This window comes from Sphingobacterium micropteri (genome assembly GCF_014692515.1).
Classification (GTDB): domain Bacteria; phylum Bacteroidota; class Bacteroidia; order Sphingobacteriales; family Sphingobacteriaceae; genus Sphingobacterium; species Sphingobacterium micropteri.
Window position 1 is genome coordinate 20734 of record NZ_JACOIK010000004.1, and the last position, 16747, is coordinate 37480.

The 16747-nt window shown below is 38.4% G+C and carries 18 protein-coding genes; 11 read left to right on the forward strand and 7 right to left on the reverse strand.

All coding sequences use genetic code 11. The features are described 5' to 3' along the window. Nucleotides 1–30: 30 nt before the first annotated feature. Nucleotides 31–3273: a DEAD/DEAH box helicase gene (locus tag H8B06_RS05995; protein WP_190993403.1), complete on the reverse strand. Its 3243-nt coding sequence runs from the start codon at nt 3271–3273 to the stop codon at nt 31–33. An 87-nt stretch (nt 3274–3360) separates the two neighbouring features. Beyond that, a complete protein-coding gene (locus tag H8B06_RS06000; RefSeq protein WP_190993404.1) occupies nt 3361–4233 on the reverse strand; it encodes a hypothetical protein in 873 nt (290 codons plus the stop codon). A 1300-nt stretch (nt 4234–5533) separates the two neighbouring features. Here H8B06_RS06000 and H8B06_RS06005 point away from each other — a divergent pair. The 7 genes from H8B06_RS06005 (at nt 5534) to H8B06_RS06035 (ending at nt 9262) form a co-directional block, all read left to right on the forward strand. After that, nucleotides 5534–5791 (forward strand): redox-active disulfide protein 2, encoded by a 258-nt coding sequence (locus H8B06_RS06005; RefSeq protein ID WP_190993405.1) that lies wholly within the window; start codon nt 5534–5536, stop codon nt 5789–5791. A gap of 62 nt (nt 5792–5853) precedes the next feature. Then, complete coding sequence (locus tag H8B06_RS06010) at nt 5854–7077, forward strand: AbiH family protein (protein WP_190993406.1); 1224 nt, start codon at nt 5854–5856, stop codon at nt 7075–7077. Between the two features lie 24 nt (nt 7078–7101). After that, nucleotides 7102–7428, forward strand: a complete 327-nt coding sequence (locus tag H8B06_RS06015) for a hypothetical protein (protein WP_190993407.1) — start codon at nt 7102–7104, stop codon at nt 7426–7428. A 141-nt stretch (nt 7429–7569) separates the two neighbouring features. Then, on the forward strand, nt 7570–7731 hold the full coding sequence (locus tag H8B06_RS06020) for a hypothetical protein (protein WP_190993408.1): 162 nt from the start codon (nt 7570–7572) through the stop codon (nt 7729–7731). 9 nt (nt 7732–7740) lie between these two features. Beyond that, a complete protein-coding gene (locus tag H8B06_RS06025; RefSeq protein ID WP_190993409.1) occupies nt 7741–8214 on the forward strand; it encodes a hypothetical protein in 474 nt (157 codons plus the stop codon). Between the two features lie 71 nt (nt 8215–8285). After that, nucleotides 8286–8726, forward strand: a complete 441-nt coding sequence (locus H8B06_RS06030) for a WapI family immunity protein (protein ID WP_190993410.1) — start codon at nt 8286–8288, stop codon at nt 8724–8726. Between the two features lie 188 nt (nt 8727–8914). Next, nucleotides 8915–9262, forward strand: coding sequence for a hypothetical protein (locus tag H8B06_RS06035; RefSeq protein WP_190993411.1), 348 nt, complete (start codon nt 8915–8917; stop codon nt 9260–9262). A 396-nt stretch (nt 9263–9658) separates the two neighbouring features. Here H8B06_RS06035 and istB read toward each other — a convergent pair whose 3' ends face one another. The 3 genes from istB to H8B06_RS06050 form a co-directional block, all read right to left on the reverse strand. Continuing rightward, a complete protein-coding gene (gene istB, locus H8B06_RS06040) occupies nt 9659–10396 on the reverse strand; it encodes an IS21-like element helper ATPase IstB (protein WP_190993412.1) in 738 nt (245 codons plus the stop codon). 41 nt (nt 10397–10437) lie between these two features. Beyond that, on the reverse strand, nt 10438–11958 hold the full coding sequence (istA, locus tag H8B06_RS06045; protein ID WP_190993413.1) for an IS21 family transposase: 1521 nt from the start codon (nt 11956–11958) through the stop codon (nt 10438–10440). Between the two features lie 866 nt (nt 11959–12824). Further along, the gene (locus tag H8B06_RS06050; RefSeq protein ID WP_190993414.1) at nt 12825–13004 is read right to left on the reverse strand and encodes a hypothetical protein; all 180 of its coding nucleotides are present in this window, start codon (nt 13002–13004) and stop codon (nt 12825–12827) included. A gap of 716 nt (nt 13005–13720) precedes the next feature. On the opposite strand from H8B06_RS06050, the gene H8B06_RS06055 reads away from it, so the two are divergent. The 3 genes from H8B06_RS06055 (at nt 13721) to H8B06_RS06065 (ending at nt 15221) form a co-directional block, all read left to right on the forward strand. Next, complete coding sequence (locus H8B06_RS06055; protein WP_190993415.1) at nt 13721–14002, forward strand: hypothetical protein; 282 nt, start codon at nt 13721–13723, stop codon at nt 14000–14002. 245 nt (nt 14003–14247) lie between these two features. After that, a complete protein-coding gene (locus H8B06_RS06060) occupies nt 14248–14862 on the forward strand; it encodes an FMN-binding negative transcriptional regulator (protein ID WP_190993416.1) in 615 nt (204 codons plus the stop codon). A gap of 185 nt (nt 14863–15047) precedes the next feature. Continuing rightward, on the forward strand, nt 15048–15221 hold the full coding sequence (locus H8B06_RS06065; RefSeq protein WP_223857506.1) for a hypothetical protein: 174 nt from the start codon (nt 15048–15050) through the stop codon (nt 15219–15221). Nucleotides 15222–15251: 30 nt separating this feature from the next. On the opposite strand, the gene H8B06_RS06070 is transcribed toward H8B06_RS06065, so the two are convergent. Both H8B06_RS06070 and H8B06_RS06075 read right to left on the reverse strand, forming a co-directional pair. Continuing rightward, a complete protein-coding gene (locus H8B06_RS06070; protein WP_190993417.1) occupies nt 15252–15755 on the reverse strand; it encodes a hypothetical protein in 504 nt (167 codons plus the stop codon). Nucleotides 15756–15814: 59 nt separating this feature from the next. Beyond that, on the reverse strand, nt 15815–16486 hold the full coding sequence (locus H8B06_RS06075; protein ID WP_317170873.1) for an RHS repeat-associated core domain-containing protein: 672 nt from the start codon (nt 16484–16486) through the stop codon (nt 15815–15817). Between H8B06_RS06075 and H8B06_RS06085 the strand changes: the two genes are divergently transcribed. Further along, entirely contained in the window at nt 16482–16700 is a 219-nt protein-coding gene (locus H8B06_RS06085) for a hypothetical protein (protein ID WP_190993712.1), read from the forward strand. The two genes, H8B06_RS06075 and H8B06_RS06085, sit on opposite strands and share 5 nt — an antisense overlap. Nucleotides 16701–16747: the final 47 nt, after the last annotated feature.

A 16747-nucleotide genomic window follows, 5' to 3' on the forward strand; every position in this document is an offset into this window, starting at 1 on the left:
CAGCCGATTTCTGGACACTTACATACTCATTTAACTTGTGTATACTTTTAAATTAACATTACCCACAGTTTTCAAATAGTGATCGGTAGTACCTAATATCTGAAGGATATCATCAGAAGCACTATTCTTGGCTAGTCCTGGCTGAACTATATTAATATGAAACCTAAGTTCCTTCGTCCATTTAGCCGCGTTTAAAAAATATTCTAACTCGTCTTCTGTTCCTTTGATAAGTCTCGAACATTCATTCCCTTTTCTTTTTTTGACTTTCCTTTTAAACATATGCTCAAAAAACTCTCTCCCATCGCGGTATTTCCAATTGAGGGATTTTTGAGCCTGCCCACAAACCTGGTAGAAATTTTCTATATTATTACCTATCTGGCCATTTCGAGCATATTTTAAATGAAATAAATGAACATCAATACAATCGGCGGTATCATTTATCCCAATAATATCAGCAATCTCACCTTTCCCATCATCGTCATATATCATATCATATTGGCCTCGGATCTGCTCAATAAAATTATACTGAATTGATTCATGCTTATACGGCTTGATGCCTTGAGATTCAATGGAAATATCTACACCAGGCCAACTTTGACTGAAGATGTGGTCTAAAGATATATGATCGGCCTGTCTGCGAATTTTCACGTACTGATTCTGCATTAGCTGGCTTCCATCAGCAAACCAAAAAACTGGTGTAACATTCGCTAAATATTCAACCAATTGCATCTTCTTGGATCCTACATTTATCTCTGCTATAGTATTATCAACTTTCGTTATATTAAAACTTGGAACAAGCTCACCACCTATATTTTTATTAAATAATACAAGATCAAATTCTACACGATTTAATTCACTAGAAATTGCAAAACGAAGATTAGCCACATCAACCTCAACTACATGAATATCTAATTCCCAAAGGTAGGATCTAATCCCGTTTAAGTATACTTCATATCGGTTTTCTGAAAATTTATACATGTCCGCGTTCCAATCAATAGAAATAGCTTTTACTTTGGGTTTAGCAGAAATTAATTCTATTTGAAGAGTATGCTCTAAAACTGTGTTGGGATTGATCGTCGAATCAGTTACAGTACTTCCAATAGATCGGCACCATTCTGTAAGTTGCTGTATATTACCTCTAAGATAAGACCATATTTTTCCCTTCACAGAGCACCCTAAGGATACTTTTTCTCCATCTTTAAATCCGACTCCAAAAATATTATTCTTTATCAACGTCCCTTGTTCCAACATTTGGAGTCCATCTTGAACCCCCTTACCATAGAAAGATTGGAAGCTAATGTCTTTCCCGATACCTTTTCTTGCACCGACATTGAAAAGTGATAGTCGATGCACCTCATGAAATATTCTAAACACATTCATGCCAGTTATCTTTGATTGGTGTCCTTCGAACATCGCTTGCACCAATTTGTCCGAAGCAATGTTCTTTATAGAAGTGTTGACAAAAACTCGGTTAACATCTGGGCGAAAATCCCAATAGACAACAATTAGATCCCAAGTCAAATTCTGGACAGTATCAAATTCCCCCCACTCTACTCTATTCACTTTACCTAGTATAATAACAAGAGTGTTTTCTTCTGCATTATAGTCAAAATACTGATGATCATAAGTATTCAAGTTACTGATCCCCTCTCTCCAAGTATTCGGATGCCAAGTGTCTCCGTCGTTTTTATATATTACGGTACTCAATGCTGGGTTAATATTTTGAAACGGAATAACCGAGTCTTCAAGATGTCTAAATCCATCCAGAAATTTCTTAAAATCAATTTGCTGCTGCGCTGCTCCTTCGCTTAACATTGGCAATAAAAGATTCCAGTCTGCGTCCTTTGCATAAAGTTGCTCAAGTTCTTCTTTGATCGGCGGATAAGCCATATTGGTGACGAAGCTTGCCTTACCTAAACTACTATAACTGGTTCTAGTAAACCGTCCTATAAATTGTAAAGTAATAGGTAGACTTTGTCGTTCATCGTGTATAGCTCCTATTTTCAATTCCGGTAGATCAAACCCTTCACCCAGCATATCAACACAAATAATTATGGAATGTTTTTTAGCTTTAATTGCATCCATTATCCCTCTAAGGCCAGCCTTGCTATTATAAACAACTACAGGCTTAAGATCTTCATGAACTGAATAGTATTGATATACTTCTTCAGCTCTATCCTTAGACATGCAACGGGCGAGGATAATATGTGGATAGCCGTTCTTGATATCCTCTCTTAATATAGAAACAGCTTTGTCTGCGATCATTTTATCTGCCTTCGAACGATCATATTCTCTTATAGGAAAAAATTGAATTTCCTTATAATAATGTTGTTCCTGAGCCTTTCTCAATGGAAAATTGAAAATAAACTTGCCTTTAAGACGCTTACCATCATCTCTGTATGGTGTAGCTGTAAACAGGAGCACCTTTTTCTTGTCAAAGTTCGAAATAAATTCCTGCCAAGTTTTTGCTTCAGAATGATGTGCCTCATCAACATACAGACTTGAAAACATTTCTGACATCAGCCTCTTCTGTGTCGGAGTAGCCTTTGAAGCGATTGCCATTGTGGTTATGACAACATTGCACTTCGAAATAAACCGTTTCAGTTCTTCATCACTAGCTATCCCAGATGTCAAAATGCCGACATTAGGATTTATCACCTCCTCGCCGATAACACCAAATTTCTTTAACAATCCGTATGTAAGAAATTTTTGAAAAAGTTGTGTACGCAGAGAGTCAGAAGGTACTGTAACTAGTAGCTTGTTAGAGGTGGTCGCTACCATGGAACAAATCATAGTTTCCGTTTTGCCCGTCCCTGTCGGCATAACTATGATACCTATTTCATCTTGATTATATCCGTGAGCTAGAATAGAATGCAAAGCCCCGAGCTGGGGTGCACGAAGCCCATCAATCTTTTTTTCAATATCCTCTTTTATGAATTTAAAATTCCCATTCCATGATGCGACAACATCTCCCGGAGAGGTATTGTGAATCAATGGATGCTTAAGCCATTTGATTAAGTTGAGATTTTCATTCTCGAAATCTCTCTTCGTGGGAATCCTCGAAGACAACAGTACGTAGGAGTAATCCGCGGAATCGAAGTTAGGATCAGTAGTAACTACATAAGCATTTTCACCACTTTTGATTGTAAAAGGAGCTTTACTTTCGATTACACAGTCGTTCAAAATGAACTCCTCTGCGGAATACTGAATTATTTGGTTTCCATCTTTGGTATATAGTGTATTTAAAACCCTGGGAAATCTAGTCTTAATCATAATAAATCTTAAATGAAAAGTTTAAAAATGAGCTCAATACAAAAAGTAATGTATCATTTAAGCAAATAAGGCTCTTATCTCTTCAGGTCAATTACTACGATGTTCAAATCGCTGTTGATAAAGCTCGTCAGCAATTAGCTCTGCTTTAGTCAACTGTGAGAGATCCTCCCAGTCACGCCCCAACACATAGGTGGCATTATTATGAAAAATACTCTCTAGAATAAAGAAGTTTTTTTCCGGAAAGCCAAAGACAACATAACCATTGAATCCTGCTCGGCCTATTGCTACAAAATTTGGACTGTAACTAGTAATTACTTTAAATCTTTGCCTAATGATTGGTTGATAGTTTTGTTTTGCTCTATCTACAAGCTCCTCGACGTTCGACCTCAACCTTTCCCAAGGATATACTCCCTGTGGTAAAACAGTCCAATTCACCCTTCTTACTGGAGCATTTAAGTTAATCACAACCTCGTTATCCTCCCTAACGGTATCACATTCTCCGAAGAGTTCCAGAAACAAATTAACGATATGTAAGATATCAGGATAATTGGCTTGTTCGTTAACTAAGTCTGGAGAGACAATCAATACTTCATTTATGGCATTCTCCATGACTGTTAACTCGACACTTGGCGGTGGTATTTCTGTTCTAGGATATCGAAGGTATGGAATATCTACTGTATGCGGATTCCCATGCCAGTCTGTGACAACCAATTCCCTGAATTTGCGCTCTTTTTCCCTGTCACGATGCACAATAAAACCACCCTCAGCATTGATGCGGCTTCTCGCACCAATAATATTTGGCAAAATCTGGATTCCTAACTCCAAGTCGTCAAAACCTGTATTAACAACTCGTCTTTCAAAATCATTCGGTTGCAATAATGCAATCCTGAATATAGCTCCTTCTTCTATGTCTGCTAGATATTTTTCTATATTACGTACTCTCTTACCTTGAATTTTCATTTTTCACTTTCTTTTTTAATCATCACATCCCAATAAACAAAAAGCCCGAAGACAAATCAGCAGTCCTCGAGCTATGACAAACTACTTTTTCTTTGGCACCTTTATAGTCTCTACCACAGTAGTTTTAGGTCTCCTTTGGGCCTCTTTTACAGGAATGAATTTCCCACTACCTGCATCTCTGCCAATTTTGATCGTTGTTGTTTTCTTTGCCATTCTATTTTTTAGCTTTAGAAATTGTACACCTTGCCTCTGCGACTAGCTAGAGGGAAAACTCCTGATCCAGCAAACGGATCAACAAGCGGCACCTCAAGCGATTGCTTTAGCTGTTAATAAAGTCTACATGATATGTTTTTTCATACAAGACATGGGACACATTCAATATCCCAAGGTACCCTAGAAAGAGAAAGTATTTTTACGGGTTTCCGTAATATTTGTTTGGTTATGCGAAACAAATTGCTTTACTTCGCGTTCAATTTAGAAGATCAATGATCAATACTTTCATTCTGCCTTTCCAGGTACGGATGATATAAGTTTAAGAGGGCTAAGTGTTACCAGCACTTAGCTCTTATTTTTTATATCAGCCTCCTCTTTTTCTATTCTCTTTGCTCCATCAAACTGTATTTTCAAATTAGACAAACTACACAAAAATACTATTTCTCTTTAATTAACTATAATGAAAGCTTTAAACATTTACTGCTATTTGTAATCCTTTTTCATTTTTTCCATTTTCAGAATTCTCCCTAGATATACTGGAGGATACTGACCCCTTAGCGAGTAGTTTTCGTGACTTAGTGATCACGGCATGTTTCACTTGTGTAGATGCTGTTCATTTTGTCGTTGCGTTGTGGCTATGTACATGTACATGTGGCTGCCCGCACGGGACAATTAGATTTTGTTCCTTGACGAAGCGGCTATGTCCGGTGCGTTGTTCATTTTGTCAGGGTAGATTGCGCGTATGTTCCCTGCGTATTCGGCTAAGTACCGTGCCTTTGCAATGCATGCACGCAACAAGTCTATTTTGTACAGCGACATGTCGGTTGTGTCACGCAACAAATACGGTATGTAACGTGACATAGCCGACAACTACATTGACTTGTTGATTATGTCACTGTACATAGACGTTAACTACATTGCAGTAGACGCTATGTACATGTACAAAATGGCTATTTTGGCGGAATACGAATAGGCCATTAAGGAATAAACCTTTTATTAAAAAAATAATTAGTGTTGTTAATCAAGCGGACATTCTCTATTTTTAGGGTAACAGTAATAACTATTTACATACAAATCGGCTTAAGTTATGAAGAGCATGCCATTAACGGAATTGAGGACCGAAGAACTCATCAAGAAGAAAAGAACAACTGGCATTATAACCGGATCGCTAGCAGCTGTCCTCATCATCTTGTTTGGCCAGTCAATACACGCCTGGGCAACCGAAGGTTATCCATCTGCAATTGCAATTCCAATAGCCCTATCCCCGATCGTATTTCTTTATCTGAAAAAGATCAAGGAGATTAAAAGGGAGTTGGAAGTTCGACCGGTAGATTTCGACAAATAAATCGTACAAAATTATGTGCGAACTTTTAATAACTGTAAAAGCAATTTCACAGCGTAAAAGTTATGAATAGACTAATATTGATAGGCAATGGTTTTGATCTTGCTCATGGGTTAAAAACTAGTTATAAGGATTTTATATTTTGGTATTTAGATGAATGTTTTAATCAAGCAGGAATGTATGCCAATGGTCATTTTTATGAAGATGATTTTCTTCGTGTAGAAGTTCTTGAACATTATAGGCTCATGGATCTTGTTAAAAGTTCAGGTAATAAAGGTATAAGTAGATACTTGCATGAAAATGAGATTTTAAAATCATACTTGGATTTTGTACCTAGAGAATACGTTTCGCCAAACAATATTGAAAAATATCAATATATTTCAAAAATATCTGCTCATAATGTATCATTTAAATCTAGCTTTTTCAAAAGACTAATTGATACATGTTTAGACTGTGGATGGGTGGATATAGAGCAAGAGTATTTTGATGCGTTAAAGAAGTATAACGATAAAGATAACACTCATAACTTGGATTATATCTGTACATTAAATAAGCATTTTGCTTTTTTAATACGTAAACTTGAAGGATACTTATCTATCGAAGAAAAAAGGTGTATGGTTGTATGCGATCAAAAATTTGTAAATCTATTTAATTCTAATTTTGTTTTTCTTGATTATGATTTAATGGTTGATAAAGATAGAACTCTAGTGGAAAACGCTATGAAAATGGCAGAATCAACTGAAAATAACTATACGACGTATGTTTTAAATTTTAATTATACAAAAACATTTCAAACTTATTTACCCAAACTCAGAAGTAAAGAATCTATTTTGAATCATATCCATGGTGAGTTAAATAATTACAGTAACCCTATTATATTTGGTTTCGGCGATGAGCATGATAAAGAGTACTTACAATTTGAAGAACAAGGTAATAATGATCTATTCGAACATGTAAAATCTTATCATTACCTCAAAACTTCTAATTATAGAAATTTAATGCGTTTTTTGAATGCTGATAATTATCAAGTTTTTGTTGTTGGTCATTCTTGTGGGTTATCAGATCGCACGATGTTTAAAGAAATATTTGATCACGAAAACTGTAAATCTGTACGAATTTTTCATTACACAGATAGTAATGGTAAGAATGATTTTTTTGATAAAACAATTAATCTTGGTCGTCATTTTTCTGATAAAGGACGTATGAGAAAGCTGATTGTTGAATTTAGCGAGACAGATTCTATCCCGCAGTGGTTTTCGGGAAGTGTTGAGGAAGCGATTGTTGTATAGGTAGGATCAATATTAGCGTCAAATATGAATAATGAGAATTTTAAATTAGTTTTACCCGGATTACTGATAACCGTAGGAATCTGCGGAGTAGTCCTGTTTGGCAATTACATCATTCCTGAAAAACATCAATTCAGTCCGGAAATATGGGGAACAGTAACTGCTTGGATGATGTACGGAGTCGCCATCGTTACCGTTGTTTTTCTATATAAAACCCTGCGGAGCCAGCAAGAAGTTCAAAAAACTCAAAATGAACTTTTTAGAATTGAAAGTTTACGTTTCCAGGAAAGTATAAGACCAAAATTAAAATATTCAGTATTTACAGACAAACTGGTGCCGGGGGATAGTAACTAAATAGATATAAAAGAGGACCTACGATAGATTTATGAACACAAAAGTGATGAACAACCGAAATACAATCGAATCAGCCGTCTCATGAAAATAATTAATTCTTGGAACTTAATCCCTGGAGCGTCAACCAATGAATTTGACACAATGGCCAATAAGATATTAAGCCATCTACACAAGGGAGCGGATCTCGAAAAAATTCAAAACATAATCGCAAGTGATCTAGTAGCTGTATATGGTTTCTACCGACATGAAATTGATACAAGATCTTCTGCCCAAGAGATTATCGATTGGTGGATTGCGCTATAATATTAAAACATGACAAGAGAAACTAAATATCTATTTCTAGCCATCACCACAAATTTGTTGGTGGCATTTTTAATATTCTATGTAATCGTAGATTTTAGTTTATCTGAGATAACGAATTTTATAGCTGATTTTCTGCTTAATTTATTGGTAGGAATTAGCGGATTTTACCTTACGGGCTATTACATTGGAAATGCGCTCGCCAAATGTAAAAGAATCCGCATCTCGTACGGATTTTTATCAGCATTTTTAATATTGCTCATTGGTACCGTTGCGGGATCCACGGTTGGCTTTATCCAAGAAGGCTTACCTGCTCCTGCACAGCATCACTATTCGCTTATTGAAAACATAACAGATTACTATTTTAAACCGCTATTTTGGGTATATTTCTTTGGCTTTATTCCTACTTTAGTATTAGGAATAGTGTTGGGGTTATATTTGGAAAGAAAACCAGGTAGTAAAGAATTGAACTATGATAGGGAATAACCGCTTTTCAATGTCAAGTCCTTACTAGTTGCCAACACTAAGTGGTGCCAGCATCTTAATTTGATATGATAATGTGTTTAAATATTGAAATAAAAGATATAGGTAATTATATACGAATAGAGCCTTTGCAAAGACTTTATTATGAATCTGAATCAGACTGGGACAAAAACTGGATAAGCACACAGATAACTGTAGCTGCAGGAGCCTTTAGCGGAACATATACTGCTGATTTGACGACGTTTGATTTTAAAAATTTCAAACACGATTTAAACAATCTGTACGATAATCTAAATGGAAGCTTAGAATTTAGAGATCTCGAGGGGTATCTCAAACTAATTATTAAAGGAGATGGAATAGGTCATTTCAACCTGCAAGCTACCTGTTGTGATAAGCCGGGACCCGATTCAGCCGAATTACGTTTTGAACTTTCATTTGATCAAACGTTTATAAGACCTATGGTAAATAGTCTAAAGGAAATCACCGAAAAATTTCCTGTTATAGGAGACTATTAGAGATCAGAATTTGCATTCATAACTAATTGACACCTCGCTACCAAAAAATTAATCTTATAGAAAGAAGTGATGAGAAACTATACGGCATTTTAAGATGATACGACAATGGAAGTAAATTTTGATATAGCTGACAATCACGCATTAAGTTTTGCTGGAAGGCATATATCGATCTTCATAACAATTTTGATTTGGTAAATTTCAAATACAACGTAGCTGAAAGAGAAATTAAACTACATTGGAAAAAATCATCCGGCGATTGGGTTAAAGAAGATGAACTTTCAAATCTCGTTCTTATCCATAGCAGTGTGACTTTCTTGAAAGTAATAGCGCAAGACGAAAAAAGTATCTATGCCGATGATATCTGTTTAGCGGAAGTTACATTTTTCCCGTCAACAACAAGAGAAATAAATGACAGCTTTGTCCCTCAATCAAAACCAAAAGAGGGAGACGACATCTTGTATATTTTTGAAAAAGGACTGGTGATCCGGATTCATTGCGAGGAAATTGAACTAAGATATGGAACAACGACTTGTTAAGGTCAATCCTCATCCACCAAAAAAAACTAATGTTTATAGGACAAAATCGGGCTATTCAAATTAAATAACCATCATGGATTGGGCATATGTAGTAAAACATTGGGTATTTACACTAACAATATCACCTTTAGTTTTACAAATTATCAAAGAGATAATGCCATATGGCGAAGAGACCACGAGCCTGCTCGGAATATACCCGGTCATTTTAATATTTAGTTGCATACTTTCCATACCTACTCTTATCGCTTATATAATTGCATACAATGTAACTCGAGATCTGACCTACAAAACCAATTGTCTATTTCGGTGATAGGGGTCCAGTCGTTTCGTGCATGTAGGGCCAATTATTTCGCTGGTCATTGGGCCACTTTCCGATTACAATAATATACAATTCATTTAAGATTCAAGTTTCTTTTTTCGTCTAAAAGATTCTCCGTTGAGTTCCACCCTGTGAGATGAGAATGTTATCCTGTCCAGTATAGCGTCAGCTATCGTACTTTCGCCTATCAGGGCATGCCATTTCTCTACCGGTATCTGAGTAGCGATGATCAAAGAGGACTTGCCGTACCTATCTTCTATAATGTCGAGCAATGCTGTCCTGGCCTGTTGGTCTATCGGCGTTAGCCCAAAGTCATCCAGGATGAGCAGGTCAGCTCTCTCGATCTTTTTAAGGAGTTTATGATAAGTTCCGTCCAATCTGGCCATTTTCACCATATCAAAGAACCGTCCGGTATTCAGATAAAGTGTTTTCAGCAGCATCTGACAGGCCTTTACGCCAAGACACTGGGCAAGAAAGCTTTTTCCCGATCCGGCAGGCCCCGTCAGGATGATATTTTCCCTCCGGTTTACAAAGCCAAGGGACAGTAACCTCTCGAACATATTCCTGTCCAGCCCCCGTGAGGCTGTATAGTCAATGTCCGTAGCGGCCGCTCTTTCTTTGAAGGAGGCCCGTTGGATCAGGTTGTCGATGTTTTTGTTCTGGCGGGCCTCCCATTCGGCATCGATGACCGTTGCGATAAAGTCATCCAGGTGCATCTCACGGTAAAGGTTTTCAGTCAGGCTCGCATGGTAGAGATCTGCCATGGTGTTCATGCGCATCCTGCGCATTTTTTCGATTGTTGTGTTTTCGTTCATATAAGTTATAGTTAAAGGGGTCAATTTGTTCCATAATATCCTTATCGATAGATGGATGCATCGCGCAGGTTGCCGTGCTGGGGAATGTGAAAAGTGTCGGCGACTTCTATGTCTACTGCGTCCAGTTTGTTCTTCAGGATATTTTTTATTGTCCGATAGGATGCCCGCTCATGTGCGAGGGCCCTTCTGCATGCATTCTCTAGCCGTCCCGGACCATATGTTTTTACCAGCGCAAGTATTCCCTGTGCCTGCTTATAGGCAAGTTCCGGATAGCTGTACTGTGTAATGAGCCGGCGTATATATTCCCCGGCCGATACGCCGACGGCCAAAGCCCGCTGTTCAAAGTATGTGGGGTTCCAGTCGCTATAGGCCTGATGCGATGAGGGCATATGGTCGCCCACGGTACTGTAGTTGCCGGGCCTCAGGCTCCTTGGGTGCTTGGCTATCCGCTGGTAGCTGTAGAACACCTCTACGGTTTCGTTGTTGTACTGGACTTCCACATGGTGTCCGATATAACGGTGGGGAACGCTATAATAGTTTTTGTCGGCACCCAGGTAGATGTGGGATATTTTCTGCACTTTGGCGCGCCTGAAGTAACGCAGGCTATATTTTGCTGCCGGCAATGGACCAAGGTGCTCCCTTTCCAGGTCGATGAACTGGCTCCGCCTGGTAGATGCCCCATGGGAGAACAGGTAATCGTTATAAAGGACCAATTGTTCGGCAATGGCGGTATTGAGTTCCTTTAAGCTGAAAAAGGTCTGTTTGCCCAGCGGATAAAAGATGCGCTGGTAGACCAGCGTAACACTACGTTCCACCAATGCTTTGTCCTGGGGATGGTAGGGCCGTGCGGGATCCACTACACAGCCGTGGAAAAGTGCAAAGTCGGCAAGGGTCTTGTTGATCTCGGGCGCATACCTGGAACCCTTGCTTACCGCAGAGCGGAGATTGTCAGATACAATGGCCTGCGGCACTCCGCCGGACCACTGCAGGCAGCTGTCCAGGCAGTCGATGAAGTCTTCGCGCCTTTGACTGGGCACCGCCTTGACAAAGGTATACTGGCTACAGGGGAATACGGCCACGAATACCTCAACAGGAACTACCTGACCGGTATCCTTATCCACATAGGACATCTTTTTGCCACAGAAGTCAACAAAGAGTTTCTCTCCGGCCTTGTGCTGCAGCTTGCCCGATGCCTTTAACTTTCCTTTCCAATTTCTATAATGCGTGGTAAATTGAGTGTATCGGTACCCCCCGGGGTATGACTGCAGATAGGACTCCCATATCTTCTGTAGGGTGGCACCGGGTCTCTTGAGTTCGTCCTGGATCTTGGTGAACTCTGAGGAGAGTATTTCGTAACGTTCCTTTTCGGTCTGGTCTTCTTCGGTAAAAAGATCGTACAGCTTGGAATCGTCCATCGATAGCAGCTCGCCATATTGCAGATCCAAAGCATTGAAGCGCTGCATGTAGCTGTTTACCGTCTTGCGGTTGATATTCATCATCTGGGCTACCTTGCGGTTGCTGAGTCCTTTATCTTTTAAAAGGATAAGTGTTCTAAGTTCCATTATGTCTTTCCGTTGTCCTGCCATACTGCTGTAATAGATTATACAGCCGTAACTTATGCAGTTTTATGGAAAGTGGACCAATGACCTCCGTTTTCAAGGATTGAAATGGACCGATGACTTCCGAAATGAAGCCGTTTTTTTGGACCGATGACTTCCGAAATAATTGGACCAGTATCCCGAATTAGCTGGACCAGTGACATCCGTTATAGACACCAATATCATTAAATCAATATTAATCCTAGTTACAGTAATTGGAATGATCATTACTTTTGGAGCAATCGGTATAAGTCCTATATATGAATTCTCCATCTCGTACTCTATTACCGCGATAGTTATCGCCTACTCGATGAAAATGCAAATTCACCAACGATCTGATTAGATGATATTAAAACCCGTCGTCCAGTACTATTCTAATAGATGCTATTTAGGATAACAAACTGACTGGAAAACAACATCATATTTTCGTAAACGAAGAGAGTTTTTGCTTTGCGGGCATTTTTTTATAGTTTTATGGTAAACTAAAGATAAACTCTTGAAGAATTCCAAGAACGAACTAGATGACAATAAACTCCCTGTTGGGTGGCGCATTTTCATTATTGTTTTCGTGATTACGCTATTAATTTACCTGCTCTTCAATGGGGGGAATGGAGCTGGCTGGTATCCTGGTCAGCCAATACATATGAGGTAAAGCTGAAGTTATTTTATCTTTTTTGTTGCCGAAAAGGCGTATTTTAGCCCCCAATAATTTCATAATAACGGAAAGAATAGCAAGTGTTAATAACAATAAAGAGGCAGGGTTATCGTAAAAAGATTCTATATTGACACTAACAATATGTATTTTGTCATAGTTTCTAAGTACTTATAGTTTACTTGTCAGGATTATCCAACAGCAGATCATCGATACCTAATTTAGCCATCGCATCATCGAAATCTGAATTAAGCGTTCTAAGCTCGATAATTATCCGTTTTTTCCTTTCTAACGGAGTACCATTATCTATAAGTTCTCGAATTAAACCCTTTATTTTTAGTTTTGTAGCAACATCCATAAACCAAATATAGAGAAAAATCAATTATATTTGCGAGGAGCATTTCCAATTGTTAAGAAGTCAATAGTAAACCAGCGTTATGATTAAATACGTTTTGTTCTTCCTATTTATTATATTCAGTTCATGCGCAACGAATGTAGTAAACAAAATGTACGACGTCGTACTCATAGAAAATAGTGAGATATATTTTGGAAACGAAAATTATTTCAGTTCGAGTGAAACGATCGTTGAAGGAACTCCAGTCAAAATCCAAGCAAAAGTTTCGCGAAAAGGATATCAAAAAGTAAGATATGGTAATCGCTTAGGGTATATACATTCGCCAAAGTATCGAGTCAAAGGGTCAAGGAGAATTACAACCGATTCAATACCCAACTATTTCGTAACAGCGAGTAGCGACACGTCTAATAGTACTAGGACGGTCACAAATAAATACCGACCGTCATCAGGTACTGTACACGTTAAAGGCTACTATCGCAAAGATGGTACGTATGTACGTCCACATACTAGAAGAGCACCTAGAAAAAGGTAGTCTATTAGGATTCAAGCCTCCTAGTCAAAGAGAAGAGGAAATAAATAAAAATGCAGCTTGACAGAGTGAAAAAACAATTAAAATATTTTGTAAGAAAAGGAATCATTAAAAGCAACAGAGCTCTCATCAAATTAAAAAGCGGTGGATATGGTAAAAGGGAAGTTGATGTGTATTATATATAGATTATATGAGAGACAAACTATTACTCAATCAATACCATAGCCAACTCGCCATATTGAGAAAGATTATCAATTCATGGAGCTTAATTCTTCGGTCTCCAACGGATGAATTTGACACGATGGCCAATAAGATATTAAGCCACATACACAAGGGTGCGGATCTCGAAAAAATTCAAAACATCATCGCAAGTGATCTAGTAGCTATTTATGGTTTTTATAATCACGAAATTGATGCAACAGCTTTTGCGCAAGAAATCATAGACTGGTGGGTATTGGAGCAAAGCGTTTAAAAATAATATAATAACTTTCATTAGAATAAAGTATACGTCTATAAAAAAAATAACTGATATTGCCTTTTCAAGTGGTATTTCCTATTTTTAGGAAAAGAAATTATTGAATAAATACATATTAGGCTTAGGTTATGAAAAGTATATCTCTACGGCATGAGTTGAAGAAATACCCGGATGTTAAGGTGCAGCTTCTTCCGACTAAAGGGAGAACCCATTGACATGAGAGTATTGTTAATTAAACTACTATGTACATACCAAAAATTAACACATTAGAGGATATTGCCGACATCCTTGCTTTTATTGATCGATTTAGTTTCGGTATATTGATTAGTATTAACCAAAACCGAGTGATCGGTACTCATATCCCAATTCTTTCAAATAAGGATCCTAATAAATTGAAGCTTCACACGCATATTGCGCTTGCTAATAACCAGTGGAAAGAAATTGAGGGGCAGGAAGTTCTGGTAATTTTCAGTGAACCCCACGCTTATATTTCTCCTACCAACTATTTAAAAGAGGAAAGTGTACCAACGTGGAATTATATGGCCGTCCATATTTATGGGAATGTATCCATACTATATCAACCTAACCAGATTTCGGACGTCATGCAACGGACTATGACCAAATATGAACCTGAGTATTATGAAAAGTGGTTAAAACTACCTGATGATTTTAAGGACAAAATGTTAAAGGGTATTGTCACTTTTGAGATAGATGTCACGGAAATACAGGCCAAGGCTAAGCTTAGTCAAAATAAAAGCCAAAAAGAGATAGATAATATTATTGAAGACCTAAACGATAGCCAAATCCCAACCGATTCACTATTAGCGGAGTATATGAACCACTATTCAAAGAAATAATGCAGGTATAACAAGAGTTAGATACAGCGTAGCTATATTTTACGACTATAAAGATGAAACCTTTATAGAAGTGGTGATTAAATGGCGAGCCGACGAATAATTAATTCAAGAATTCGAACGATTGTTTTTATTCCGCTACCGTCCCGGTACCTTCTATCGAGGCCGCCAAAAAACTGGCTAAGATTTTGGATACTACGGTCGGCTACTTACTGGGAGAAAACGAACAGGCTGACCTATTTAAAGACCCCGCTATGTTAAAAAGGTTTCAGGATATTGCAACACTGCCCGAAAAGGAAAAGGAATGCCTGCTCACTACCGTTGATCACTTTATTAAGGCAAGTAAGATTTCTTTGATGTAAAAAAGCCCGGACTAGCCGGGCTTTTGCTCTTTATTCAAATTCGGGATAATTAATAGGGTATTTGTTCTCCTTTAAAAGTTCTATAATTCCTAAAGGGTTCATTACTATTCCTATGTATGCTTTTCGGTTTTCTCCTTCTAATTTCCCTACATCTTTAGAAGGCTTATTAACGTTCCACACATACCAATTTCGCGATACCCTGATTGGTTCTTCCCCGACCTTTGAGCCGTAATCATTCGTATCTCTAAATAATATCTGCGATGTGTTGCCGACTTCTGCTGTATTTCCAATGCTTTCCCAAAGGTTCATTTTCAAACCCAGCTTTGTTACACAATGGGCGTAAAACTGCACTTCTCCACTTACGATCTCTGATAAATCGGGATTGACATCGATTGGATGTTTTTTTGTAAAAGCCCTGATTACATCGCTGTTCAGCTGGGTAAGGTCGCTAACGACATATTGAAAATACTTCTTGCTATTCTCGTCTATCTTAACAGAAAAGACATCGCCTAATTTTGTGTTTGCTCTTGCCATTATTTGATACCGAATTGCCACCAGTTTTTTGGTGCGATTGAATTAACCTTATTTAAAAGTTATCCACCATTCCTGACCAGACCATATTGATTGATTAATGTTTGCTCCCAAATTCGGGATTGTGTCTTGGACAGTCCAGCTGCTCCGTTTATTACACGATAATCTAACAATGACCTCGCTGTTTCTGAATTTAAATGCTCCCCAAACCTTACTGTGGCGTCCCTACCTGTAATCCCTATATATTTAACATTACCAGCAGCATCCAAACCTTCATATACCAAGTGGGTTCCTTTAACTACCCCCTTAGCGGCAAGCCGTCCCATCACTTTCCCCATCAACCAACCCATTGTCCTTGTTCCAGCGGTTGCTCCAATAAAGTACGTTTCTGGATAGACCGCTGTTAAAGCTTCTGAGGCCATTGGCCCTGGCTTATACCAAAATCCAGGTTCGACCCGTTGTCCTCTCTCAAAATTATAAGCTACAAATGATGCATGTTCAAAATGAAGCGCGTCATATTCGTTGCCTCCTGAAGACCTGACATAATCATACTCGCCAGTTGCATAGTTATACCGGTACTCATTGGGAGGAAGCGACAAACCCACGTACTTTTCAGCCAGCGGATCCACCACGTTCCATCTCCCTATCTCCGCATCATACAGCCTCGCGCCGTAACGATACTGCGCGCCCAGCTCGTCCTGTATCTCCTTACCATTGTAAAGATACTTATTGATACCCGAAGTTACAAGAGCCTTGGCTTTAAGACCGGTTGCCCTGGGCCGGAAAAACTACCTCTTCGCAGGTAGCCATGAAGCAGCACAACGGTCGGCGATGATCTATTCCTTCTTCGCTATCTGCAAGAAGCATGAGGTCAACCCGTTCAAAATGGGAAATAAGAATACACCAAAATTGGCAACCAAAAAATTTCCTGTTATAGGAGACTATTAGAGATCAGAATTTGCATTCATAACTAATTGACACCTCGCTACCAAAAA

Coding starts and splice junctions, on each gene's coding strand:
- H8B06_RS06030 (WP_190993410.1), top strand. CDS start 8,286: ATGTGTTTAAATATTGAAATAAAAGATATAGGTAATTATATACGAATA.
- H8B06_RS06070 (WP_190993417.1), bottom strand. CDS start 15,755: ATGGCAAGAGCAAACACAAAATTAGGCGATGTCTTTTCTGTTAAGATA.
- H8B06_RS06015 (WP_190993407.1), top strand. CDS start 7,102: ATGAATAATGAGAATTTTAAATTAGTTTTACCCGGATTACTGATAACC.
- H8B06_RS06010 (WP_190993406.1), top strand. CDS start 5,854: ATGAATAGACTAATATTGATAGGCAATGGTTTTGATCTTGCTCATGGG.
- H8B06_RS05995 (WP_190993403.1), bottom strand. CDS start 3,273: ATGATTAAGACTAGATTTCCCAGGGTTTTAAATACACTATATACCAAA.
- H8B06_RS06050 (WP_190993414.1), bottom strand. CDS start 13,004: ATGGATGTTGCTACAAAACTAAAAATAAAGGGTTTAATTCGAGAACTT.
- H8B06_RS06000 (WP_190993404.1), bottom strand. CDS start 4,233: ATGAAAATTCAAGGTAAGAGAGTACGTAATATAGAAAAATATCTAGCA.
- H8B06_RS06020 (WP_190993408.1), top strand. CDS start 7,570: ATGGCCAATAAGATATTAAGCCATCTACACAAGGGAGCGGATCTCGAA.
- istB (WP_190993412.1), bottom strand. CDS start 10,396: ATGAACGAAAACACAACAATCGAAAAAATGCGCAGGATGCGCATGAAC.
- H8B06_RS06005 (WP_190993405.1), top strand. CDS start 5,534: ATGAAGAGCATGCCATTAACGGAATTGAGGACCGAAGAACTCATCAAG.
- H8B06_RS06025 (WP_190993409.1), top strand. CDS start 7,741: ATGACAAGAGAAACTAAATATCTATTTCTAGCCATCACCACAAATTTG.
- H8B06_RS06055 (WP_190993415.1), top strand. CDS start 13,721: ATGAGAGACAAACTATTACTCAATCAATACCATAGCCAACTCGCCATA.
- istA (WP_190993413.1), bottom strand. CDS start 11,958: ATGGAACTTAGAACACTTATCCTTTTAAAAGATAAAGGACTCAGCAAC.
- H8B06_RS06060 (WP_190993416.1), top strand. CDS start 14,248: ATGTACATACCAAAAATTAACACATTAGAGGATATTGCCGACATCCTT.